Origin of the sequence: Streptomyces sp. HmicA12 (assembly GCF_000373565.1) — a bacterium.
Lineage (GTDB): Bacteria > Actinomycetota > Actinomycetes > Streptomycetales > Streptomycetaceae > Streptomyces.
This window is the reverse complement of the sequence record NZ_KB891831.1, coordinates 465,045-486,728: the sequence shown is the minus strand read 5'-3', so window position 1 is coordinate 486,728 and position 21,684 is coordinate 465,045. Positions and strand designations below refer to the sequence as shown.

General features: G+C 67.8%; 19 protein-coding genes. 12 read left to right on the top strand and 7 right to left on the bottom strand.

What is annotated here, in order from left to right; translation table 11 throughout:
- Window positions 1-139 precede the first annotated feature (139 nt).
- Window positions 140-208, bottom strand: coding sequence for a putative leader peptide (locus tag B072_RS50030; RefSeq protein ID WP_351286961.1), 69 nt, complete (start codon window positions 206-208; stop codon window positions 140-142).
- Between the two features lie 140 nt (window positions 209-348).
- Here B072_RS50030 and B072_RS0132365 point away from each other — a divergent pair, with 140 nt between their 5' ends.
- From B072_RS0132365 to B072_RS0132325, 9 genes are all read left to right on the top strand, one after another.
- A complete protein-coding gene (locus tag B072_RS0132365) occupies window positions 349-774 on the top strand; it encodes a secondary thiamine-phosphate synthase enzyme YjbQ (protein WP_026246534.1) in 426 nt (141 codons plus the stop codon).
- A gap of 520 nt (window positions 775-1,294) precedes the next feature.
- Window positions 1,295-2,008: a Crp/Fnr family transcriptional regulator gene (locus B072_RS0132360; RefSeq protein ID WP_018534124.1), complete on the top strand. Its 714-nt coding sequence runs from the start codon at window positions 1,295-1,297 to the stop codon at window positions 2,006-2,008.
- Between the two features lie 135 nt (window positions 2,009-2,143).
- Entirely contained in the window at window positions 2,144-2,914 is a 771-nt protein-coding gene (locus B072_RS0132355; protein ID WP_026246532.1) for a hypothetical protein, read from the top strand.
- The gene (locus B072_RS0132350; protein ID WP_018534122.1) at window positions 2,907-5,183 is read left to right on the top strand and encodes a hypothetical protein; all 2,277 of its coding nucleotides are present in this window, start codon (window positions 2,907-2,909) and stop codon (window positions 5,181-5,183) included. Before B072_RS0132355 ends, B072_RS0132350 begins: the two co-directional genes overlap by 8 nt.
- A gap of 86 nt (window positions 5,184-5,269) precedes the next feature.
- Window positions 5,270-5,809: a Pycsar system effector family protein gene (locus B072_RS0132345; RefSeq protein WP_018534121.1), complete on the top strand. Its 540-nt coding sequence runs from the start codon at window positions 5,270-5,272 to the stop codon at window positions 5,807-5,809.
- 319 nt (window positions 5,810-6,128) lie between these two features.
- Window positions 6,129-6,440 (top strand): hypothetical protein, encoded by a 312-nt coding sequence (locus tag B072_RS0132340; protein ID WP_018534120.1) that lies wholly within the window; start codon window positions 6,129-6,131, stop codon window positions 6,438-6,440.
- Window positions 6,441-6,496: 56 nt separating this feature from the next.
- Window positions 6,497-7,732: a hypothetical protein gene (locus B072_RS44630; RefSeq protein ID WP_018534119.1), complete on the top strand. Its 1,236-nt coding sequence runs from the start codon at window positions 6,497-6,499 to the stop codon at window positions 7,730-7,732.
- Entirely contained in the window at window positions 7,729-8,466 is a 738-nt protein-coding gene (locus tag B072_RS0132330; protein WP_018534118.1) for a hypothetical protein, read from the top strand. The genes B072_RS44630 and B072_RS0132330 overlap by 4 nt, the downstream gene beginning before the upstream one ends.
- Before the next feature lie 23 nt (window positions 8,467-8,489).
- Complete coding sequence (locus tag B072_RS0132325) at window positions 8,490-9,092, top strand: hypothetical protein (RefSeq protein WP_018534117.1); 603 nt, start codon at window positions 8,490-8,492, stop codon at window positions 9,090-9,092.
- A gap of 270 nt (window positions 9,093-9,362) precedes the next feature.
- Here the strand turns inward: B072_RS0132325 and B072_RS0132320 are convergent, their stop codons facing one another.
- From B072_RS0132320 to B072_RS44615, 6 genes are all read right to left on the bottom strand, one after another.
- Complete coding sequence (locus B072_RS0132320) at window positions 9,363-10,694, bottom strand: M28 family metallopeptidase (RefSeq protein WP_018534116.1); 1,332 nt, start codon at window positions 10,692-10,694, stop codon at window positions 9,363-9,365.
- Between the two features lie 173 nt (window positions 10,695-10,867).
- Window positions 10,868-11,350: a phospholipase gene (locus B072_RS0132315; protein ID WP_026246531.1), complete on the bottom strand. Its 483-nt coding sequence runs from the start codon at window positions 11,348-11,350 to the stop codon at window positions 10,868-10,870.
- Between the two features lie 348 nt (window positions 11,351-11,698).
- Window positions 11,699-12,259, bottom strand: a complete 561-nt coding sequence (locus B072_RS44625) for a LysR substrate-binding domain-containing protein (RefSeq protein WP_018534114.1) — start codon at window positions 12,257-12,259, stop codon at window positions 11,699-11,701.
- A 3-nt stretch (window positions 12,260-12,262) separates the two neighbouring features.
- On the bottom strand, window positions 12,263-12,364 hold the full coding sequence (locus tag B072_RS48835; protein WP_018534113.1) for a LysR family transcriptional regulator: 102 nt from the start codon (window positions 12,362-12,364) through the stop codon (window positions 12,263-12,265).
- Window positions 12,365-12,570: 206 nt separating this feature from the next.
- On the bottom strand, window positions 12,571-15,909 hold the full coding sequence (locus tag B072_RS44620) for a GH92 family glycosyl hydrolase (RefSeq protein ID WP_234018964.1): 3,339 nt from the start codon (window positions 15,907-15,909) through the stop codon (window positions 12,571-12,573).
- 438 nt (window positions 15,910-16,347) lie between these two features.
- Window positions 16,348-17,106, bottom strand: coding sequence for a hypothetical protein (locus B072_RS44615; protein ID WP_158689272.1), 759 nt, complete (start codon window positions 17,104-17,106; stop codon window positions 16,348-16,350).
- A gap of 437 nt (window positions 17,107-17,543) precedes the next feature.
- Between B072_RS44615 and B072_RS0132290 the strand changes: the two genes are divergently transcribed.
- The 3 genes from B072_RS0132290 (at window position 17,544) to B072_RS0132280 (ending at window position 21,629) form a co-directional block, all read left to right on the top strand.
- Window positions 17,544-18,338, top strand: coding sequence for a heparin lyase I family protein (locus tag B072_RS0132290; protein ID WP_018534109.1), 795 nt, complete (start codon window positions 17,544-17,546; stop codon window positions 18,336-18,338).
- A gap of 50 nt (window positions 18,339-18,388) precedes the next feature.
- Window positions 18,389-20,410 carry a PQQ-binding-like beta-propeller repeat protein gene (locus B072_RS0132285; RefSeq protein WP_018534108.1) on the top strand — a complete coding sequence of 674 codons (2,022 nt, stop codon included), beginning with the start codon at window positions 18,389-18,391 and terminating at the stop codon, window positions 20,408-20,410.
- Between the two features lie 112 nt (window positions 20,411-20,522).
- Window positions 20,523-21,629, top strand: a complete 1,107-nt coding sequence (locus B072_RS0132280) for a LacI family DNA-binding transcriptional regulator (protein WP_043245188.1) — start codon at window positions 20,523-20,525, stop codon at window positions 21,627-21,629.
- Window positions 21,630-21,684: the final 55 nt, after the last annotated feature.

Here is a 21,684-nt window from a genome sequence, read left to right as displayed (position 1 = left end):
TTCAGCGGACACATGTCAGTGACGCGTCAGCGCCAGCGAGCACCGTGAACCGGTGACCGAAGCGCGGAACGAAGCGGTGGAGCGAAGAGGTGGAAGAGAGAACAGGAGCGCGAAGAGGAACGCGCGGAGAAAAAAGGCGTCAGCAGCCGCGGCGACACGCGGCGGAGGCCACCCGCAGCAGGTCGATGTGACCGCGCGTGGTGAGCATGGCTGAACGCAACATGCGCCAGAACGTAGCCAGTTGTCGACGTACCGTCAATGCCGTCTCGCTGGTCGGACTCCTCGTATCAAGGTCCGAGCGATCCGCGGTCCGTCGCGCCGCGGCCCGGGTGGGCGAGAATGGCCCGCATGTCCGATGCCTTCACCACCCGGGTCCTGAACGTGACCACCGGGTCCAGCGAGCAGATCGTCGACCTGACCCGCGACTGCGAGTCCTTCTTGCGCGAGGTCGCCCGCGGACGCGACGGCCTCCTCAACATCTTCGTCCCGCACGCCACCGCGGGCATCGCCGTCATCGAGACGGGCGCGGGCAGCGACGACGACCTTCTCGCGGCCCTCCACACCCTCCTCCCGGCCGACGACCGCTGGCAGCACCGGCACGGCAGCCCCGGCCACGGCCGCGACCACGTCCTGCCGGCCCTCGTGCCGCCGCACGCGACGCTGCCGGTGGTCGCCGGCGGGCTGGAGCTGGGGACGTGGCAGTCGGTGTGCTTGGTGGACACCAATGTTGATAACGCCAACCGGAGGGTTCGGTTGAGCTTTTTCGGTGGGTGACATCAGTAGGCAGTCGCCAAGGGCGGCTTCCGCGCCCATTGCAGCGGTGCTCTGCGCGTGATGCTGCTCCCGGGCACGGCACCGCCGTGTGTGTCGCCCGATTGGCCAACGCGGCGGTGCCGGACTCGTCGTTCAACTGAGGGGCGGGATGCCGCCAGCACTCTTCCCGAAGCTCGGCGCAGCGGGGATTCCCGAGCAGCACAGTGGCACCGGCTCCGGCCTGCTCAACACCTTCAATGAGGCTGGGGGTGGGCATGGCTCGTCATCGTCGCCTACATCGGCACCCACCAGCAGGCCACGTGCACCAGCCAGCCCGCCGCCGATGGCCACGGCATTGGCGACGGCGGCTCCGCGAGCCCTGGACGGACGTTGTGTGTAAAGAATGCACATTCGGCCAATCCCGGATGTGAAGCGAGGAAACTGGCCACATCCCTACCTGTCTGTTTGTCGGCTGGCAACTCGACGGCAGCATGGTCGGGCACCTGCAAGGTGCGCTGCACTGCGGAGTGAGATCGCGGGGGTGTTGGTGTATCAAGCATGGCCGCCATCGACCTTTCTCGGCCGCTTGCGGAGCGCGTCACGGGAAGAACTCCTGGGCCAGGGAACCCCGATCACGTATCCGCCCCATCGCGCTCTGCTGCAACAGGGCGACGAGAGCCGTCACGTTCTATTGATCACGAGTGGTGTCGTTAAGGTTGTCGCCAGCGCTGAGAGCGGCTACGACATGCTGCTCGCCGTACGGGTAGCGGGTGACTTGGTCGGCGAGATGGCGGCCTTCGAGGAGCGTCCCAGGTCCGGCACTGTGATCGCGTGCAGTGACGTGACTGCGAGGATCATCCAGATGCGGACGTTGGAGGCATTCCTCACCCGCCACCCGGACGCCACGCGGGCCATCCTCCACATGCTGTCTACCCGGCTGCGCTGGGCCAACCGGCGGCGGGTCGATTTCCAGGCGTACGACTCGCTGACTCGACTGGCCCGGGTCCTCGCCGAGTTGTGCCAGGCATACGCGAAGACCGCACCGGACAGTGATGGCAAGCGGTGCGACCTCGGCGTGACACTGACGCAGAATGAACTCGCCTCACTGGCCGGCCTGAAGCTCAACACGGCGGAAAAGAGCCTGGCTGTGCTGACAGCTCATGGCTTGGTGGAGCGTCATTACCGAAACATAACCATCTGTGACGTTCCGAAGCTACTTGAATTCGCCAAAGTCTTTGCTGACAACCCGTACTGATACGGGATCACTTCGCGCGCCTTCTCCTAGCCTCTCGGGCAGCACTTCATGGGCAGTGTCTGCCCATCGCCTGTCCAGAGAGGAAATGATCGAGTGGCTGCGTGGCCTGACTTCTATCCCTGCGCCTGCATAGCCGTGGACGCACAGGCGTACGGGAGCAACAGCGACCGTAGGCAGTCGGAGATCCAGCACGATCTGCCGCGGCTTCTCGACCGTGCCGCCAGAAGCGCCGGCCTTGACCGTCAGCAGTGGCAGATCCAATGCAAGGGCGACGAGCAACTGGCCGTGCGACCCCTCGACGGCAAGGAACCGCGCCTGGTGGATGACTACGTCCGCCATCTCGTCGGGGAGTTGCGCGACTACAACGCCCAGCGCGTTCTCGCAGCTCGCATGCGACTGCGGGTCGTCATCCACCAGGGACTGGTGGAGCTGGCCGACAACGGCTTTGCCGGTACGGCCGTGGTGGCCACGGCACGCCTGTTGAACTCGGGCCCGCTCTATGGAGCTCTGGCCGAACACCCTGAGGCCGACCTGGCGCTGCTGCTGTCCGATGAGGTCTTCCGGTCCACCGTGGCGGGCGGTCACACGACCCTGTCCACAGGTGATTTCCGCCGCGTCCCTGTGCAGGTAAAGGAGTTCGAGGCTACGGCTTGGCTGCGCGTGCCCGCGCTCGGTGCGCCGACCGTGGCCTCACACGAGACAGGAGCCGCGGAGGAAGGGGAGTCCGCGGCCCCTGCACCGGGGGAGCCCGCGGCGGACCGGAGGGAACCGGCCGCCGCGGGCGAGGCCGGCAGCAGGGTGCGGATCAGCAACGAGTACCGGGCCGACAACGTCAACGTCACCAATGTCGCGGGTCCTGTGGACGCCAGGGGTGCTGTCTTCGGCTTCGGGAGCGTCGGTGGCTGACGATGCGCCCCCGGACGACATGGCGGTCGTACTACCTGTATCCGCACCCGATGAGGACGTCCTGCCGCCCACACCGGAGGACGTGGACGGGGCCCCGGAAGGGGATGTGGAGGCCCAAGACCCGGGTGCTGGACCGGACGTGCCATTCGGAGGGCGCAAGGAGCCGGACGAGCACGAGGAGGACGAACGGGGCTACGGCGAGTTGCGCCGCGTCCATCAACTCGTCAACAACAACTTCTACGGCGGCGTCGATGCCTCCGGAGCGGCGTTCGGATTCGGCGCCGCGCCGTCTGTCGGTCTGGCACCCGGCACCATCGAACCCGAGGCGGCTGACCAGGCCCTGCGGTTCTATTACCCGCCGCAGCCCTGCTTCGACGAGGCGTTCGACAAGCTGTGTCGGAACGCCCTCGTGGTGCTGACCGGCGAGGACCGCTGTGGCCGCGGCGCAAGCTCCCTCGCCCTGATCAGGGAGGTCCTGGGCAAGGAGGCCAGGCTGCGCAGCCTGTCGCCCGCCAACGCCCTGGCCGAGCTCGCGGGGTCGCGTGACCTGAAGCCGGGGCAGGGTTACGTCATCCTCGACTACGTCGGCGAGCTGCATGTCGAGTCCGTGCAGGCATACGCGATCGGACGGCTGAGCGAGGAGCTCCGCCGCAAAGGGTCGTATCTGGTGATCACGGCGGGTCGTGAGACCCGTCGGCGACTGGCGTTGCGTGACCACTGTGTGCCGTGGCAGGCCCCGGACCCCGTGGAGCTGTTCGAGCACTGTCGGGAGAAGCTGCCGCACTCCTCTCTGGAGCTTGACACCGAGAAGGAGCTGCTGGAGCGGGTCGGCGAACAGCGACGGCCTACAGACGTCGTCGCTGCGGCTGTGGTTCTGTCCAGGGAAGGAGCGCAAAAGGCGCTGGATAACCTGCAGGACACCCACCAGGAGCTGGTTCAGGAGCTGTTCCGCAAGCAGCCGTCCGCGGCCGATCTGATTCCGCTCGCGGCCCTCGCCTTTCTTGAGGGCATCCCGGAGCGGACGTTCGAGAAAGAGTGTGCCGCGCTCACCACCCACATCCACAACTGGGAGCAGAGCGGCGAAACACCGGTGGTGGAGCGGGGCGAGGAGGCCGCATCGCCCCTTCGCGGTGCGGTTGACCAGCAGTCGCGGGCCCGGTGGAGGGAACGGGCGGTGGGACTCGTGACGACTGAGCATCGGGCCGAGTCGGGTCGGAGCGCCGGACGCAGCGAGCGCCGTCTGGTGTTCACCACGCCACGCGTCCGTGAGCTTGTCATCAAGGAACTGCACGACCTGTACGGCTATGAACTCTGGTACCCGTTGCGCCAATGGCTGGGCGAACTGGCCCTGCTGGGCGACCTGGCCACTCGTACGGAGGTGGCCCGTGGTGTGGCGCTCTTGGCTCAGAACGCGGTCGTCGAGGTCGACGAGAACATGTTGAAGGTGTGGTCCAACGGGCTCGCCAGCCAGCGGGTGACCGCCGCGCTGACGCTGCAGTTCATGTGTGACGACGAACATCTCGCGCCGCAGGCCCTGAACATAGCGCTGAGCTGGACGGACAACAGCGGGCAGGGCCGCGCGGTGACGGCGGCCATGGCGCTTACGGGCCGCCTGGGATCCCTCTACCGTCTGGACGCGCTCAAGTTGCTCTGGTTCCTGACACAGCGTGGGGAGCGGATCGCCTTCGCAGCCCACCGCTCCATGGTCCTGCTGCTGCAGACTTCCGAACAGGACACGGAACGCGCTCTGATCATCCTGCGGTTCATGCGGACCGTGATCGCCAGGACGACTCCAGGATCCCGAGAGCGGTCGATCGCACTGCGAACCGCCGTTCAACTCCTTGAGGCGGCCCGGTTGGAGACTCCCGAAGCGCTCACCTCGGCACTCCTGCGCAACGTCCCAGACAGCGCCCGCCACTTCGGGTCCCTGTGGGCGGATGTCCTGCGCAGCGGCAACCGCAGCCGGGCGGTCAGCGCGCTGTGCCGGACGCTGGTGCAGCTACGGGATGACCCATCCGTCACCGGCGCCGTACACGAACTCACCGCGAGCAACAGCGGAGTGAAGGTCCACGATGCCGAGGTCCGGCTCACCGAATACCGGGCCATGGCGGACATCGAGATCGCCCAGGACGCCATCGAACAGGAGGTCCGGCGGCACCGCGCCGAATCGGAGGCGGTGCTCCGGGAACACACGGCAGCGATGAACATCCGGGTGCGGCAAGCGGTGAACGCGCTGGAGGACGAGATCCGCCGCCAGTCGACGGTCTGACGCAGCTGTCTGCATCAGAACACAGCATCTCGGCCGCCCCGTACACCGGAGCGACCGTCTGACATCGACGCAACGGAAGGGAAGGCATGACCACACCCGGAAGCGACGGCGGTACGGTGCCGGATGCCGACACGACAGCCGTCTGTGGCGCAGAACTCGCCAGGGTCCTCCTGGCCGAGGCTCGCGAGGAGGTCATGAAGGCTGACAACAAGGCCGGACTCATGCTTGCGTCCCTGGGGGCCGCACTGGCCGCCATGCTCAGTGCGATCGCAAGCGGTGTGATTGCCCCACGTCAGTACGCCGTCGTTCCGCAGGTCCTTCTGTGGGCGGGCTGCGCCGCCTGCGTACCGGCACTCGTCCTGCTGGGGCTTGCCGTGACCCCGCGGATCGGGCGTCCCCACCGCTGCCGCACCCACTACTTCGGTGACGCGAGGCTAGCGACGACGGTCGGGCACCTAGAGCGGAGGGTCAGCCACACCGACCTCACGTCCCGGAACCTGAGCCAATTGGCAACCGTGTCCCAGATTGCCTGGACCAAATACCGCTGCATACGCCACGCACTGGCGTGGACCGCAGCCTTCTTTACCCTCTCGCTACTGGGCATGGTGCTGGGGACAGCGACCTAGTGGCACGGCCCCCTACAAGCGCTCAGGGGCCTGATCCGTGCTGCGGATCAGGCCCCTGAGCGGTATGTCAGCTGTCGGATGACGGGATGGCAACCCATGACCTCTTCGTCCCGAAGGACGACCCGAGCGCTCGTGCACAGTTCACGGCTACGCTGACGGTTGTCTCAACGGAGTTGCCGGCTCACCCCGCGCTGCGACGATGCGATCAGCTTCACACTCGCCTCGGCCCTCGCCAGTGACACGATAACGTGGCCGCCAGACCGCGATCAGAAGGCCTTGCAGCGCTGTCCATAGCTGCTGTGAGGGCGGGGAGGCCGGAGTGGGTGACCACTTCAAGACGGACACCGATGAGCTCGCGTCGTTCATGAAGACCCTGAACGACGCCAAAACTGCCCTCGAAGAAGTCCGCAGGTCCATGCAGAACGTGTCGTCTGCAGGCATCGGGACCATGGATCTCGACTCGGCATGCAACGAGTTCCAGGAGCACTGGAAGTACGGCTCAGAGCAGATCGCCGAGCAGACCGGCAAGCTCGCCGAGGGCATCAAGCAGACCAAGAGCAACTACCAGGAAGTCGAGACGGCTCTCGAAGACGGCTTCCGCAAGGCTGCGGGAAAGTCGGGGGAAAAGTGACCGCGAATCCATACACCCACCTCGGCTTCAATCCGACACCGGGGAACCTCGGCACCGTGTCCGAACTGACGGCGAAACTGAAGAAGTCAGCCGAGGTGATTTCCGAAGCGCACAAGATGATCACGAAGCTTCGGAGCGGGACCTCATGGGAGGGCGATGCGGCAGTCGCCTTTCGGGAAGAGCTCGACGGCGCGATTCCGACGAACCTCAAGAACGCCCATACCTCCATCGGCAAGGCTGCAGCTGCGCTGACCGCTTGGCAGGGCGCTCTCGATGGCTACCAGGACCGGGCGCGGAGGCTCGACGGCGAGGCTAAAGCGGCCAAGGACGAGGTCCGTACTGCCGAGAGTCAGGAGGAGAGCGCATCGGCCAACCCTGATCTCAAGCTTGCCGGTAGGACGTTCACCGACGATGCCGAGCTCAAGAGCGCCCAGACCCGGCTGGACAGGGCGACCGAGGAACTGAACAAGGCGCGCGAGTCGGTCACCAACGCCAAGAACGCCTACAACGATGTGATCAGGCGGGCGAGAGAGCTGGAGGACGACCACTCCACTGACGCTCGCAACCAGGCCCGTGTCATCCGTGATGCGACGGACAACCTGGCTCCCGAGGAGCCGAACTGGTTCGAGAAGGCGATGGACTGGGTCGGTGACAACCTCACCGACATCCTCGGTGCGATTGCCGCGATCGCAGGTCTCGCCGCTTTGTTCTTCGCAGTGCCGGTCGGCCCAATCTTGCTGCTGGTGGCCGCGGCGGCCAGCGCCGCCACCCTGGTTTCCCGGCTGTCGGACCCCACGGTGTCGGCCTCGATCAAGGACGGTTTCACCAAGGGCGAGTTCGACGCGGACTTCTGGACCAACTCCGTCGGACTGGCGGGTGACGCGCTAGGAGTGGTTCCAGGTGCCGGGGCCCTGGCTCGCGGCATCAACGGCGCAGCGCGGGCGGCAGGCGCCGGTGCGGAGGCCCTCTCGCTGGGGCAGAAGCTGTCCAGCGTGGGCAGCAACACTTGGACTGCAGCCCAGCGCATCGCCTCCGCCGACAACCCCCTCACTACCTGGATGGTGAAGGGTGCGGCAAATCCGTCTGCCTGGGCCAACGGCATCGACATCGGCGTTTCCGGCGCCGGTGCGGTTACTGGCGCCTACGGTGTCGCCAAGAACGCGTGGGACGACATCAAGAACGACACCGTGGAAAACGTCGGCACCGGCATGGATGCTGCCCGTGCCGGCTCGTTCGACGCCGCCGGCCACGGTGCCACTGCCCTCAAGACACTGCAGGTGCTGTTCAGGTGACACACACGACACCAGCCGATCCTGACGACAGCGTCGAGTACGGGTACGAGATTCAGGATTCCGCGATGCGGCGCGATTGCGCTGTGTGGTTCGCGACTCCGCCAGGCTTCGTGGAGATCCCGATTGCTGATCTCTTCGCCGACCCTGATTCGCCCGAGGCTGCTCGGAGCGTCGAGGCTGTCGATCTGCTCCTCGACCTTGTGCCGGAGGGAAAGCGTGAAGGCTTCCTGACGCAGCTGAGTGAGGCGCGGACTCTGAGCGGGCTGATGATCAAGGAAGGCGTGGTGCATGTCGCCATCGGCGCGCACGAAGGCGACGACGGCGACATGATTTCCTCCGTTCTCACCCTCACCAGCAAGGAAATGCCGTTCTCCCCACCGAAGTTGGCGGCTGCACAGGCCGCGACGGCGCGCGAGAGCGCCCTACCCGTGGCCGTGGTGGATCTGCCGTGCGGCCCCGGCGCGTTCACTGAGGCCGTGGTCGAGGTGCCTGCCGAAGCCGATCCGCAGCAACCCTCCCTCTATGAGGTGGCGGCGTATCTGCCCTACCCCAGTGGACAGAGACTCCTCGTCCTCACCCTCACGACCACGGCGGTCGAGGCCCGGATGCATTACCGCGACATCCACCGGGGGATCGTCCATACGGTGAGCTTCGACAATCCGCTCCCAGAGGAACTAAAGGAGACGATTCCCGAGTCCGACGTCGAAGTGTCCGTACGCACCGCTTTCGGCTGACCAGCGTGGAGAATGAACCGTCCATGGAGATGACCGGGATCAAGACGGCCTATGGAGACCCGGCGACCCGGCAGGGCTGGCGCCGCACGGCCGTGTTCCGACTGTGTGCCTTCCTGTTGTCGCTGGTGTCCTTCCCTGTCTGGCTGTTCTTGGTGATCATGACGCCAGTCTGGGCTCTGGTGGTGTTCCTCCCGGTCTTGTTGGTCCTGCTCTACATGGCCATGCTGAACGTCGTACGACTCTGGGAGGTCATGAGTCTGCGTCGGATTCTGCGGGTCTATCCGTGGCAGTCCTGCCGTGGGGCCGCCGGCCTGGCAAACAATGGCACCACCCGGTTCTCGCTGCCCGACCCGGAGCGCCCCGCGAGGGACATCTCGGTCGGCCATGGCGACTGGCTGGGCAGCGGATTCACGTTCTGGGTACGCGCGGTCAAGGCAGGAACCGTGCACGAGGTGTGGTTCGCGGGCGATCCGCGGTTTCTCGGCGTCGTCGCGGTGCCCGGGCCACGGCGGCTGGTGAGGGTGGCTCAGCGAGAGGCCCTAGACGGCCGGATGTCGGCCCGCAAGCGGGGGATCAGCCCCGAGGCGCGGGAGCGAGCCAAGGCTGCGGGCGCGCGCGTCGGTTGACGATCTCGCCGTCGCCATGGGAAGGGGAGGACGCGGCGCTGGTCGGCGCGGGGTCGGTAGCTTGGTGTTGTCTTAATGGAGTTTCGTGGACACCAACAAGGACAATCCTGGGCGGCAGGTGCGGTTGAGCTTCCTGGGATGACCAAGATCTTCGCTCAGGGTGTGGCCGCGCCTCTTCGCCGGAGCGTCAGCGGTAGGACGTACGGCGGTTGATCCCACGAGAACGGACGCGCGGCACACGATGCGATCACCGTGTGCCGCGCGTTCACATCAGAAGGTCAGTTTCCAGCTGTCGATGTAGCCGGTGTCCTGTGCTGCCACGTCCTGGACCCGCAGCTTCCACGTTCCGTTGGCGGTCTCGCTCGACGCGTTGACCGTATAGGTGGCGATCACGTTGTCCGCGGAGTCGCTGGAGCTGGAGCTCTTGAGCCGGTACGCGGAGCCGTCGGGTGCGAGGAGGTCGACGACCAGGTCGCCGCGGTAGGTGTGCTTGATGTCGACGCTCGCCTTGAGCGTGGCGGGCGCGTTGCCGGTGCGGCCGGTGACGGAGACGGGCGACGTCACGGCCGCCCCGTTGTCCGGTACGGCCACGTCCGCGGTGTTCTCGAAGACCGTGCCGGTGGGCGGGGGAGTGGTCGCGGCGGACAGGCCCCAGACCGCGTAGGCGATGGCGTCGCTGTTCCGGTCGAGCGCCGTGTCGTTGATGTTGGCCGAGGTGTCGCAGGACGCGTGGTAGCACCGGTCGAAGGCCAGGCCGGAGGTGCCGCCCCACTTCTGGGCCTGGGCCGCGGTCTTGATGTAGTCGGCGCCGGAGAAGAGACCGCCGACGGGTATGCCGGCGTTCTTGAACGGCGCGTGGTCGGAGCGGCCGTCGCCCTCCGTCTCGATCTCGGTCGGTATCGAGAGGCCGGCGTAGTAGTCCTTGAACGTCTTCTCGATCGTGGGGTCGTCGTCGTACACGAAGTAGCCGGGGTTGGGCGAGCCGATCATGTCGAAGTTCAGATACCCGGTGATCTTCGCGCGGTCGGCCGTGGCGAGGTGATTGACGTAGTACGTCGATCCGACCATGCCGAGCTCCTCCGCTCCCCACCAGGCGAAGCGCAGGTGTTTCGACGGCTGGTAGCCGGCCCGCGAGACGGCGAGGGCGGTCTCCAGGATCGCGGCCGAGCCGGAGCCGTTGTCGTTGATCCCTGGACCGGCCGTGACGGAGTCGAGGTGCGCGCCGGTCATCAGGACCTGGCTCGCGTCGCCGCCCGGCCAGTCGGCGATCAGGTTGTACCCGGTGGACCCGCTGGAGGTGAACGTCTGGAGCGTGGTGGTGAATCCGGCGGCGTCCAGCTTGGCCTTCACGTAGTCGACGGAAGCCTTGTAGCCGGCCCTGCCGTGGGCGCGGTTGCCGCCGTTGGCGGTGGCGATGGACTGGAGCTGCGCGAGGTGCGCCTTGACGTTGGCGAGCGGGATGTCCGGGGCCGCGAGGACGGCGGCGGACGACGGGGCGGTGGACGGGGCCGCGGATGCGGGGACGGCGGAGGCGAGGAGGGCGGCGAGTGCGAGGGAGGCCGCTGCTGCCACGGTCGTGCGTCTGGGGAAGGAGAGAGTCATGTGAGGGCTCCGGGTTCCGTACGCGCGAAGGGATCGGGGTGTGGAACTAGCCGTGCGCCCCTCCCCGTGGCGGACGGGAAGGGGCGCGGTGCGTGCCCGATCGTGGACTCTTGACGGCGCACCGTCAATACGGCATCCGGTCAGCTGTGTCCGCTCAGCGGACGCGGCCGATATCAGCCCACCAGGGCGTCGGCGGGGGCGACCGAGCCGAGCTTGTCGACCGCCTGGTAGTACGTCCAGGCCAGGGACTTGCAGGAGGTGGCGCTGGCGCCGGAGTAGTTGGCGCAGACCCGCTTGAGGTCCTCGTACAGCATGCTGTCGAGACGTGCCTTGTTGGCGGAGAAGGTGCCCGCGGCCTTGTAGTTGCGGTAGCCGAAGTCGTGGCGCGCGCAGGCCGTCTTGAACGGGAAGCCGAAGGGGTTGTCCGGCGAGGTGGAACAGTAGTCCGTGGACCAGTCGAATCCGTAGGCGCTCCAGGCGCTCTGGTTCTGGCGCGCGGCGTTCCAGCTGTTGTAGCTGGACGCGCTGGTCTGCGTCCAGGAGCTGAGTACCTGCGGTTTGTCCGCCGGAGCCGCCGAGGCGGGTGAGGCCGCCAGGATTGCTGCGGCGAGAGCGGCGGCGGGAACGGCCATCAGGCCGAGGGGTCTGGAGCGCATGACGGTGACCTCCGTGGACGACACGAATGCGGGTGCCCGGGGCAGGCGTTCAGCCCGGGCAGACACATGATGTCCCGTCACCAGCCGTCCCACTAGAGGGCGTTGACCTCACCCGTGACTTGCGAACCGCCTGTGGATTCACGTTTCGGGTTCGCTCGGTGAAAGCGGGGACGGCGCCGGGAGTCTGGTTCGCGGGGGACCCGCGGTTCCTCGGCGTCGTCGCGGTGCCCGGTGCGCGGGGGATGGTTCGGGTCTGCACCCTCGCAGGGTCCGCCGGCAGAAACAGACGTGTGCGGGCCCGGCGCAGCGCTGCGCCGGGCCCGCACACGTCCGCGAGGGCAGGAGCCATCAATAGATGTTGGCCGCGACCTCCGCGTCGTTGTTCCGGCCCGCGTTGATCTGGGCGCGCAGCGCGATCTCGTCGTACACGCGGACCTCCTTCACGATGCGGCCGCCTTGGATCAGGAACTGCGAGACGCCCAGCACCGTGACGGGCTGACCGGTCGCGCTGACGTAGTGCACCTCGTCGCGCAGCAGCGGCGTCACCTGCAGTTCCTCGTCGTCGATGGGGAGCACCACCGGGCCCGCCTCGGTGCGTCGCGCCGCCACGGCGGCCGCCGTCTCCGTCGAGTTCTGCCCGACGAGCCACACCCGCACCGACGGATAGCGGGCGTGGAACATCTGGACCAGGTTGGACAGCAGGTGGTAGTCGGCGTTGCGCAGGACCCCGAAGGTGGCGGTGCCGCCGCCGAGCGAGCCGAGGGAATGCACGGCCCGCGTGCCGCTGTCGGCGGCGTCCACGGACTGCTGGGCGTAGGGCAGCAGCTCCTGTCCCGCCGAGGTCAGCGTCAGGGCGCGGCTGCCGCGCGCGAACAACTCGGCGTCCAGCTCCGCCTTCAGGCGGCGCACCAGTTAGGAGGCGGATGCCTGGGCGATGTCCATGGCTCGCGCCGCGGCGGTGAACGATCCGAGCCGCTCCGCTTCGACGAAGGCCCTCAGCTGGTTGAGGGTCATGCGGCACAGGATATTCCTGTGCTTGCCACGGGAACTACGGGGCTTCTCCTGTGGAAGACGGCCTGCGGGTGAGTCGCTGCGGCTGCCCTGGGAGGGCACGTGCGGGCGCACGAACCGCCGACCGATCGACGGGAGGCCCGGTGCTCACCAGCACCGGGCCTCCCGTCGATCGCTGCGAACCTGTGCAGCTGGGGCGATGGGGACCGTCAGCGTTCCAGCGTCATCGCGTAGATCCCAAGGGCGCTGTCACGTTGCCAGTCGAGGCCTCCGGACCCGGGGGCGACCCATGCCGGAACGGACGGTGTCGCCAGGGAGAGGGACCGGACCTGCTTCCCGGGGTCCAGGGGGACCGTCGTTTCGTAGAGCGACGCCTTGGTCGTGGTCTTCCCCGTTCCGGCCTTGAGCTGGTACGCGGTCGTCAGCGCGACGTCGTTGCCGAAGTCCGGGGCCTTGTTCGCCCAGCCGGTGAGCTGGAGCGGAACCGTCGAGGTGCTGCCGTCGGTGTAGGTGACGACGGCGGTGGCCGACGCGGCGCCGGTGCTGCCGTTGTCGGACGCGCCCACGAGGTGGAGGCTCTTGTAGTCACCGGAGGGGAGGGAAAGTGCCTGCCCGGTGGACTTGACGAAGTTCTTGCTGCTGCCGGAGGTCGGGGGAGCCTGGTAGGTCACTCCGCCGAAGGTGATTGGGCCCGGCGCGGGCAGCTGGTCCGCGGCGAAGCTCAGCCCCGTGCCGTCGAAGTTCCCCTCGTCGGGTGCGGCGAGTGTGGCGACGCCGTCGTTGTTGTAGGCGGCGTTCAGATCGACGGCGCACGAAGTGGTCGTCTCGATGGCGCAGTTCGCCGCCTGCTGGACCACTACGGTGACGGTTTTCTTGACCGGCGTGGCTCCGGGGAGTGCGGCGGCGACCGACACCTTGTAGGCGCCTGCCTTGGTTCCGGCCGGCGCGGTGATCTGCAACTGCTTGTTCATCTGGGCGGGGAGCCCGTCCGAGGTGGCCGTCGCCGTCGTGCCGGCCGGGGACACCGACCACCCCTTCGGCGCCTTCGCCGTCACCGTGACCCGCGCGGTGTGCGCAGACGTGGCCAGCAGCGTCAGGTCGATCCGCTGCCGCGACGCGTGAGCCGCCGTGGGCTCCATGGCGACCTGGTCGGGCCCCACGTCGGCGCTGAGCTGATGCCGCGGGTTCGGCGCCGTGTTGATCGACGGCGGTGCGTCCTTCGCGGCCGTCGCCCACGCGGTGGGCTTGGTGCTCAGGGCGTAGTCGATGCGCCCGCCGTGGGCGATGTCGGGCTGGTCGACCCATGCTTTGTTCCACGCCTTGCCGTTCACCGTCGCGGAGGCGATGTAACGGTTGGCCATGCTGGTGCCGGGCGCGGAGATCGTCAGCGTCCCGCCCTGCGTCTTCCCGTACTCACCGATCCGCACCTGGGCGTTCGGGAACTGCGGCGTGGTGAGGACGTCGAAGTTGCCGCCACTGGTCGTGGGGTAGAGCCCCAGCGACGACATCACGTACCAGGACGACATCTCGCCCATGTCGTCGTTGCCGGGGATGCCGCCGGGGCTGTTCGTGAACAGGGTCTCCTGCGCCTTGATCACGGTCGCGGTGCGGCTGGGCTGCCCGGTCCACGCGTAGAGGTACGGCGCGATCATGTTCGGCTCGTTGTTCGGGTTGTACTTGGTGGAGTCGTAGTAGTTGTACGGGTCGCTGACCCAGGCCGTGCGCGCGGTCCCCTCCGGGTCGCTGACGAGGTCGTCGTAGGCGAAGAAGTCGTTCAACCGCTTGTTCGTCGCGTCCTTGCCGCCCAGCATGCCGACGAGCCCCGCCGGGTCCTGGGGCACCAACCACTGGTACTGGCTCGCGTTCTGCTCGTGCAGTGCGTGGTTGCTCGTGACCGGGTCGTACGGGGTCAGCCAGGTGCCGTCGGCCGCGGTGCGCGGTCGGAACTGGCTGGTCCGCCTGTCGAAGACGTTCTTGTACGACTGACCGCGCTCGGCGAACATCTTGGCGTCGGCCGTGTGGCCGAGCCCCTTCGCCATCAGAGCCAACGAGGCGTCGGCCGCCGCGTACTCCAACGTGGCCGATGTTCCGTAGTAGCAGTCGTTGTCGTTCGACTTGGTCGGGCAGCAGTTGCCGTTCGTGTCCCCGCCGCAGTCGGCGTTCGTCTTCACGTTGAGGCCGTAGGGGATGTACCCGCGCTCCGCGTAGTACGCGGCACCGGCACGCCCGTTCTCACGGACGTCGGCGGGCGGCACCTCGGTCGCGTTCGCCCGGAGGTACTTGTACGCCTCTCTGGCGTCGGCTCCGGTGAGCAGTCCCTTCGACCAGCCCTCGACCAGGAACGGCGTGACCGGGTCGCCGGTCATGATGTTGCCTTCCTCGTTCTCCAGGTACCAGCGCGGCAGCGCGCCGCCCTCCCGGGCGATCGCGAGGATCGACATGTCGATGTCGTGCGCGACCTTGGGAACGAGCATTTCGAGGAGCTTGTTCTGCGTCCGGTACGTGTCCCACAGCGAGAGGTTGCTGTAGGGGGTGTAGCCGTCGGCGGTGTGGATCTTCTCGTCGGCTCCGACGTAGCGGCCGTCGACGTCACCGATGAGGTTCGGGTCGACCAGGGAGTGGTACAACGCCGTGTAGTACGAGACCTGTTGGTCGTGCGAACCGCCACCGATCGCCGCCTTGTGCAGCATGGTGTTCCACTCGTCGTTCAACGCCTTGTGCACGGCGTCGAAGTCGAAGCCGAACTTCCCCGTCTCCGTCGAGAGGTTCTTGTGGGCGCCGGCGAGCCCGGTGAAGGAGAGCCCCACCTTCGCGACCACGGGATCGTCGTTCTTCGTGGTGTCGAACGTCGCCCACGCTCCGTTGGAGCCCTTGGCGGCCGACTCGCGGGACCCCGGGCTCCGTTCGGTGCCCTTCCACGTGCCGTACGACGTGAACGGCCGGCTGAGCTGTGCGACGAAGTAGGTCTTCTTGGAGTCCTCGACCCAGCCCTCGATGGTCCGGTCACCGACGACGTGGATCTCGGAACCGCTCACGCCGGCACCGGCGTTGAACATCACGTTGGCCTGACGCGTCCGCGGGAACGTGTACTGCTGCCACCCGGTCCGTGCGGTCGCCGTCAACGCGGCGGTCACGCCGTACTTGTCGAGCTTCGTCCGGTAGTAGTCGGGCCCCGTCGTCTCGTTCTCGTGACTGAAGGTCGACGCGTACTGTGCCGGATCGGTCGAGCTCACCTCGCCGGTGGTGGGCATCATCGGCAGGTAGTTGAACCGGCACCCGTTGATCGTCGTCTGACTGAACCCGACGACCGTGTCGGACGACTCCTTGTCACAGCCGGTACCACCGGCCGTCTTCATCAGCGGACTTTCCTGCACCAGCCCGAACGGCGCGCCCGCGGCCGGGAAGGTCAGCCCCTCGTTCTCGGTCCCGATGAACGGATTGACCAGCTTCGTCAGATCGGCCCCCGCTCCCGGTGTCGCGTCCGACGACGCCGCCGCCGACGGCGTCGGGGCGTCCGCGCTCGCCGCGGTCCCGGTGGCGGATCCCACGGCAGCGAGGGCGATGCAGAGCGCAACCGCCCCCAACCGGTCTCTCAGGCGCCGTGTCGTCGACCTGCTCCGGGTCGGTGCGTATCGCGTTGATTGCATACCACTCCCGCCGTGCTGCCACTCTTGGACATCGTTGTCATGCACCGCACGCGACGCTAGATCGTCTCCTCCACCCCCTGCAAGGGGTTACCCCTCGATCACCGGGCCGAGGTGGTGACCGTCGCCGCGTCACGGAATACGGAATGGTGTGCCGTCGGTACAACGTCGTCGCATGTGGTGAGTTGCCGGAAGTGGTGGGCGAAGTCATGAGTCTGCGGCGGATTCCGCGCGCCGGCTCGTGTCCCGGAGGGGCCGTCTCACCGAGGTGACCGATCATCGGGTGCCCTCACTGATGCCCTCACTGATGCCCTCACGGACGTCCTTACGGAGATTCGCGCATCACCCTTCAGATGCGAGCTCCCAGCCGTCACCGACGAGAGTCTCCACGGAGCGTCGCAGAGGCGGGTACGCGGAACCTCCCGGGCACCAAGGCGTCCAGAGCACGGAGACGTTCAGATCGAGTTCTCCGTGCTCCTGCGAGATCCAGCACTCCAACGGCGCCTGGATCATGGACGGCGAGGTGGGACCGGCGGCCCACCTCGCCCCCTCATGAATCTCGACGCGATGGCGCACGATTCCGCGCCCGACCTGAACCGGCAGAGTTCCGTCGTCCAGCGGAACATCGGTGGGCAGTCGAACCGCGCAGGCGTGGACCTCCATGGTCCTCCAGCCCACGGGCCACTGGCTCATGTCACGATCGGTCCTGCGCAGGGCGTCGGCCACGAACGTGCGGCAGCCGTTCGGGTCGACCGCCGGGGCGCGGCGTACCTTTTGGTCCTTCGCCCGGGGCCTGATGCGGAGTTCGGGAGGGAGCCCCTCGGAATGGAGCGCCCAATCCGCATCCGGCCTGGCCGGGGAATCCAGCGGAACGCCGAACTCCCCGTCCAGGTACGCCGTCGAGAGCTCCAGCGTCAGCGGAACCTCACCGGCAGCGGCATAGAGACCGAAGAGCGCGGTCAACGCGACGTCCGCCGTGCCCAGTTGCGTGGCGTCCGCAGCGTCCGCAGCGTCCACAGCGTCGACGTCGCACGAGAGAGCGATCGAGTGGCCCGGAAGGTCCCGCATCCGGACGGGGCCGGGGTTGGTGTTCGTCGTCATCGCAGCCTCCGCCGCCATTCTCGCCGTACTCAACAGGCGTCGATCAGGCGGAGGCATCGAGGGCAGCGCGCAGGTGCAGCGCTACTACGTACGCCTTGATGTCGCCTACGCACGGATACCCGTGACGCGGCACCCTTGCCGTGGGCCCTGTCCTGGTGCGCCGACGCCGCGACCGCCCGCGTGCGCGCCTTCAGCGACTGCGTGCTCAGTCCGGTCGGCGCCTGACCGCAAGCCCGTCGGCCGGTCCCCGCGCACAGCCCTGTTTCACATGACTCCCTGCAGCGGTCTTTCGATATCGTTCGGAGTCGTGTCACCATGCGGCGGGCGATTGCCTCCGATTCAATTCAAGTGATGTCGTTTGATTGATCGGATGGAGGACGCGCTCGATCACACCTGTAGCCCCATGTCGCCAAAGAGGTGAAATGACCAAGCTTCGCATGGTTACGACGACACTCTGCGCGGGAGCGCTGGCCGTTCCGTTCCTGTTCTCGCAGGCCGGGGCGGCCGAAGCGGGAGCCGCCGCCGAAGTGCTGAGCGTGGACTACGAGAGCGGAACCCTGGACTCGGGAGTGGCGGGTCTGACGACCACCCACGCGACGGCGCCCGACGCCTCGGGGGTCGTGGAGCCCGGGCACGCGGGCTCGTTCGCCGTGCAGCACAAGGTGACGCTCGGCGATCCGGGCTACGAGTCCAACGGTGCACCGCGCAGCGAGAGCGCGACGGACCTGCTCGAAGCGGGGCAGTTCAACGTGGGGGACGTCCAGCGCTACGAGTTCAGCGTGCTGCTGAAGGACTGGAAGCCGTACGCGTCGGGAGACAGCGAGTCCGGCGACATCGTCTTCCAGGGCAAGTACGCCGGCGGCAACGTACCGGCGTTCTATCTCATGGTGAAGCGCAACGAGATGGCGTTCCGCTCACCGCACCTGAACCGGCAGACGTCGGTCGTGGCGGATGTCCGCCCCTACGTGAACCAGTGGATGAGCTTCCGCGTGGACGCGCGCTGGACCACCGACGAGACGGGCTACTTCAAGGTCTCCGCGCAGCTCCCGGGCCAGTCCGGATACACGCCCGTCGCCGCGTACGAGAACGTCCGTACCTACCAGCCGGAGAACCCGGCCGACCACGGATACGTCAAGTGGGGGCTCTACCGGCCCACGGAGTCGATCGCGAACGGCGACGTGCCCACGCGGATCGTCCAGCACGACGACATCCGCGTCTTCGACCTGTCGTGACGCGCATCCGCCGACGCGTCCCGCCGGACACCCTTCATCGAGGAGCAGACATGACCGACCCTTCTTCCCTGAGCAGGCGCCGACTGCTGCAGGCCGGCGGCGCGTTCGGGCTCGCGGCGGCCGCCGAGTCCCTCGTCGCCGCGCCGGCTCACGCCGAGACCGCAGAACGCCCCACCACCGTGGTGACCGACCTGGGTCCGGGGCTGGTCCAGTTCTCGCTGATGAGCGGCTTGTTGGTCGGCGACACCGTGTACATAGGCTCGCGCAACCTGAACCCGCCCAGCGTGATCGGCTTTCATCTGCCGAGCCGCAAGGTGGTGTCCACCACCACCTTCGACGCAGGGCCCGAGCCCTCCATCCAGGCGCTCGCGGCGGATCCCGAAGGCCGGTATCTGTACGTCGGATTCCTGGTCAAGTCCGACCAGGGCAGGCCCAACCTCTTCCGGTGGGACCTGCGGACACCCGAGAAGCCCGCCGTGGCCATCGGCAGGACCGAGGACCGCGACATCCGGGATCTCGCGGTCGCTCCCGACGGTGCGGTCTTCGCGGTGGGTGGCGCCCCGGGCAAGGCACCCGTCCTGTGGGAGTACGACCCGGCCACCGGCGCCGTCACCGACCGGGGCACCCCCGACCCGAACGCGACCCTCGCGCGGGCGGTGGCGGCCACGGACACCACCGTCTTCTTCGGCGCGGGCAGCGTCCTCGCCGGCGGGGGCAGCGCCAGCAAGGCGTCGCTGTTCGCGTTCGACCGGGCGACGCACACATTCACCTCGGTCGTGCCCAAGGAGATGGAGAAGGATCCCAGCCTGCGCGAACTCGCCGTCATGGACGGCCAGTTGGTCGTCGGCACGTCGGGCGGAGTCGATCCCGCGAAGTTCGCCGTGATGGACCTGGACGACCTGTCCTCGTACACCGTGGTGCCCACGGAGGGGACGACGGTCAAGTCGTTCGCCGCCGACGCGGACCACATCTACTTCGCCTCCGACACCGGCATGAACGCCTACTCCAAGGCGGACAGGACGGTCTCCCCGCTGGAGTTCGACGGTCCTGACCTCGGTGAGATCTGGGGAGTCGACCAGGTGGAGGGCAAGCTGGCGGTCGTCTCGGCCTACGGGTTCGTCGCCGAGATCGATCTGTCGGCCGGTACGTCGGTGGTCACCGACCTGCACGACGCGGGCGCGAACGCCGGGGCGCAGGCAGGCATGGGGATCGCCGCCGGCGGTGGCTACGTCTATCTGGGCGGCAACGGCGCCATTTCCCGACGGAGCCTGCGGACCGGCGAGGTGGTCAACCTGCGGGCACCCGGCGAGGCCAAGGACGCCGAGGTGATCGAGGGCCGCCTGTACACCGGCCAGTACAACGCGCAGGGCATCTGGCGGTACGACCCCTCCCGGGGCGCCGGACCGAGCCAGATCGCGCGCTTCCCCAGCGCGCAGAACAGGCCGCTGGACACCTCGTGGGACCCGGAGAGCGAACTGCTCCTCGTAGGCGTGCAGTCCGACACCGAGGGCGGCGGCGCCCTGTGGACGTACTCCCCGAGGACGGGCAAGGCGGCCTCCTACGTCAATCCGATCGACGACGTCCAACTCGTCCGGGCGGTGGCCAATCGGGACGGGGTCGCCTATCTGGGCGGCGACAACGCCTCCAAGGTGGGGCCGCGCGCCACGGTCGTCGCACTCGACCCGGTCACCGGGGAGGAGAAGTGGCGCGTCGACCCGAAGCAGGACGCCGGAGTGGCGGCGCTCGCGGTGCAGGGCCGAAGCCTCTACGCGCTCACGACCAAGGGCACGTTGTTCGTCGTCGACCTGAGAAGCCGGAAGGTGGTGCACACCGCTGACGTGAGCAGTGTGTCCAAGGGCTTCGCGGCGATGGTCGTGAACCGTGGAGTGGTGTACGGCGTCTCGGACACCACGCTCTTCCGCTTCCACCCGAGGACGTTCGCCGTCAGCACGGTCGTCGCCGGAATCAACGGCGCCTGGTACAGCGGTCCGCACGTCAACGCCCACGGAGGCCGGCTCTACACGCTGCGTGACCACAACCTCGTGGAGGTGGAGGACCGGCCGTGGCGCTGATCCGCCGCCCCTGACGAAAACCGTGATCCCAGCCGGTGCCTGCCTTTGATTGATATCTTTCGGCTATCGAGTGAAAGTGGACGGCTCACTCGTTTCCGAGAGGGGACTGCAGATGTTGGCTGACGAGCGGCGGCAAGCGATTCTGCGCGCGGTGGAGCGCGAGGGGTCGATCACGGTGAAGGACCTGGCGGCGGAGATGGGCGTCTCCGCCGTCACCCTGCGCCAGGACGTACGCGAGCTGGCCGGCCGGGGTCTCCTCGCCCGGGTGCACGGCGGCGCGCGGGCCCTGGCCCCGGCCGCCGAGACGCCCGCCGCCGACAGGCCGGCCCCTGCCGCCGTCCCGTCGCCGACGTCCGCCGCGGGGGAGGCGTACGTCATCGGGCTGGTGGTGCCTCCTGGCGGCTACTACTACGCCGAAGTGATCCGCGGCGTGCAGGACGCGGCCCGCGCGCTCGGGGTCCGCGTCGTGCTGGCCGTGTCCGGGGAGTCCCTCGCGGAGAACCAGGAGCAGGTCCGCCAGCTCACGGCGGGCGGCATCGACGGCCTCCTGCTGATGCTGCACCCGGGCCTGAGCCCGCTGGACGAGGCCGAGCAGTGGCTGAGCACGCTCGGGGTCCCGGCCGTCCTGGTGGAGCGCCGGGTCGGGCCGGGAGCGGGGCGGCTGGAGCAGGTCACCTCCGACCATGCCTACGGTGCGGCGCTCGCGGTGCGCCACCTCGCGGGCCTGGGACACGACAAGGTGGCGCTGGTCGCACGGGTCGAGAGCCCCAACACGCCCCTCCTGAGCGCCGGTTGGGCCGAGGCCGTGCAGGCCATGGATCTGGCGCCGGGGCCCGAGTACCTCATCAGCACGGCCGATGACGCGGCCCCCGCCGACGCGCGCTTCGAGAAGGTCGTGCGGGCCGTGGAGGAGGGTGAGGTGCGGGCGGCGCTGGTGCACAACGACATCGACGCCATCGCCCTCGTGGGCATCCTGCGCGCACGCGGACTGCGGGTCCCGGAGGATCTGGCCCTGGTCACCTACGACGACGAGGTCGCCGAGCTCAGCGAGGTCCCCCTCACGGCCGTGGCACCGCCCAAGCAGGCGGTGGGAGCGTGGGCCCTGGACCTGGCGGTACGCCGGCTGTCGGCCCCCGCCATGCCCCTCGCCGAGATCCTGCTGCGCCCCGAACTGCGGGTGCGGGCGTCCTGCGGCGCCGACCGCGGAGCCACCGCCTGATCACCTGATGCCACATTGCTTCGTTTCTAACGAACGAAAGCAAATGCATTGACTC

What these genes read in the sequence shown, in the direction of transcription:
- B072_RS0132315 (WP_026246531.1), bottom strand. Translation starts at nt 11,350, where the DNA reads ATGCGCTCCAGACCCCTCGGCCTGATGGCCGTTCCCGCCGCCGCTCTC.
- B072_RS0132345 (WP_018534121.1), top strand. Translation starts at nt 5,270, where the DNA reads ATGACCACACCCGGAAGCGACGGCGGTACGGTGCCGGATGCCGACACG.
- B072_RS48835 (WP_018534113.1), bottom strand. Translation starts at nt 12,364, where the DNA reads ATGACCCTCAACCAGCTGAGGGCCTTCGTCGAAGCGGAGCGGCTCGGA.
- B072_RS0132280 (WP_043245188.1), top strand. Translation starts at nt 20,523, where the DNA reads ATGTTGGCTGACGAGCGGCGGCAAGCGATTCTGCGCGCGGTGGAGCGC.
- B072_RS0132325 (WP_018534117.1), top strand. Translation starts at nt 8,490, where the DNA reads ATGGAGATGACCGGGATCAAGACGGCCTATGGAGACCCGGCGACCCGG.
- B072_RS44615 (WP_158689272.1), bottom strand. Translation starts at nt 17,106, where the DNA reads ATGACGACGAACACCAACCCCGGCCCCGTCCGGATGCGGGACCTTCCG.
- B072_RS0132320 (WP_018534116.1), bottom strand. Translation starts at nt 10,694, where the DNA reads ATGACTCTCTCCTTCCCCAGACGCACGACCGTGGCAGCAGCGGCCTCC.
- B072_RS0132365 (WP_026246534.1), top strand. Translation starts at nt 349, where the DNA reads ATGTCCGATGCCTTCACCACCCGGGTCCTGAACGTGACCACCGGGTCC.
- B072_RS0132290 (WP_018534109.1), top strand. Translation starts at nt 17,544, where the DNA reads ATGGTTACGACGACACTCTGCGCGGGAGCGCTGGCCGTTCCGTTCCTG.
- B072_RS0132285 (WP_018534108.1), top strand. Translation starts at nt 18,389, where the DNA reads ATGACCGACCCTTCTTCCCTGAGCAGGCGCCGACTGCTGCAGGCCGGC.